The following is an 892-nucleotide window of genomic DNA, read 5'->3' as shown; positions in this document are numbered from 1 at the left end:
ATGTAACCCTCGTCCTTCAGGACCTGGGCGATCGCAACCTTGATCTTGGACGACGGGGCTTTCACCGTCTGCTTGCCAACCGCTGCCGCATTCTTGATGCGGACCAGCAGGTCGGCGATGGGATCAGTCATGCTCATTATGAGTACCTTTGAGTGCACCGATATCCGCTTTCGCGAATTCTGTTTTTTGTTCCTGGAATGGGCCAGAACCCTGTTACTCCCCCACGACAGGCGCAGAGCGAGACGCGGGAGTATACGCCAAAAGAGCCCGACTTGCGTCGGGCTCCCTGGTTTTTTCTGGAGGGCAGCTGAACTTGCCTCCCCTGGATCCGCCCTGCCCTGTTCAGGCAAGGCGGTCAGCTGTTACCAGCTGGCCTTGCGCAGGCCCGGGACGTCACCACGCATGGTGGCTTCGCGGAGCTTGTTGCGGCCCAGGCCGAACTTGCTGTACACGCCACGCGGGCGGCCAGACAGTTCGCAACGGTTGCGGTGGCGGCTCGGCGACGAATCGCGCGGCAGCTTCGACAACTTGGTGGAGGCTTCGATCTTCTCTTCGTAAGACGCGTCCGGGGAGGACACGATCTTCTTCAGGGCAGCGCGCTTGTCAGCGAACTTCTCAGCCAGCTTCTTCCGCTTGATGTCGCGGTTGACCATGGAGGTCTTTGCCATTTCGGATATTCCTCGACGTATCAGTTACGGAACGGGAACTTGAACGCTGCCAGCAGCGCCTTCGCTTCCGCATCGGTCTTCGCCGTGGTGGTGATGGCGATATCCATGCCGCGGATCGCGTCGACAGCGTCGAAGTCGATTTCCGGGAAGATGATCTGTTCCTTCACACCCTTGTTGATGTTGCCGCGACCGTCAAAGGAACGACCGGAAACACCACGGAAGTC

General features: G+C 59.3%; 2 protein-coding genes and 1 pseudogene. All 3 read right to left on the bottom strand.

Going from position 1 to position 892, the window contains the following annotated elements; all coding sequences use genetic code 11:
• Positions 1-137, bottom strand: a 137-nt coding sequence (rpsH, locus tag ACI2JH_RS19520; protein ID WP_404736986.1) for a 30S ribosomal protein S8, incomplete at its 3' end; no start/stop codon positions are given.
• A 225-nt stretch (positions 138-362) separates the two neighbouring features.
• Positions 363-668, bottom strand: a complete 306-nt coding sequence (gene rpsN / locus ACI2JH_RS19515) for a 30S ribosomal protein S14 (protein WP_042614218.1) — start codon at positions 666-668, stop codon at positions 363-365.
• Positions 669-688: 20 nt separating this feature from the next.
• Positions 689-892 (bottom strand): annotated as a pseudogene (locus ACI2JH_RS19510) (50S ribosomal protein L5); the annotation flags it as partial.

This window comes from Stenotrophomonas sp. NPDC078853 (assembly GCF_044901215.1).
In the GTDB taxonomy this organism is placed as follows: Bacteria; Pseudomonadota; Gammaproteobacteria; order Xanthomonadales; family Xanthomonadaceae; genus Stenotrophomonas; species Stenotrophomonas lacuserhaii.
Note: the sequence above shows the minus strand (reverse complement) of the source record. Positions and strands in the feature narration are given on the sequence as shown.

What these genes read in the sequence shown, in the direction of transcription:
- rpsN (WP_042614218.1), bottom strand. Translation starts at nt 668, where the DNA reads ATGGCAAAGACCTCCATGGTCAACCGCGACATCAAGCGGAAGAAGCTG.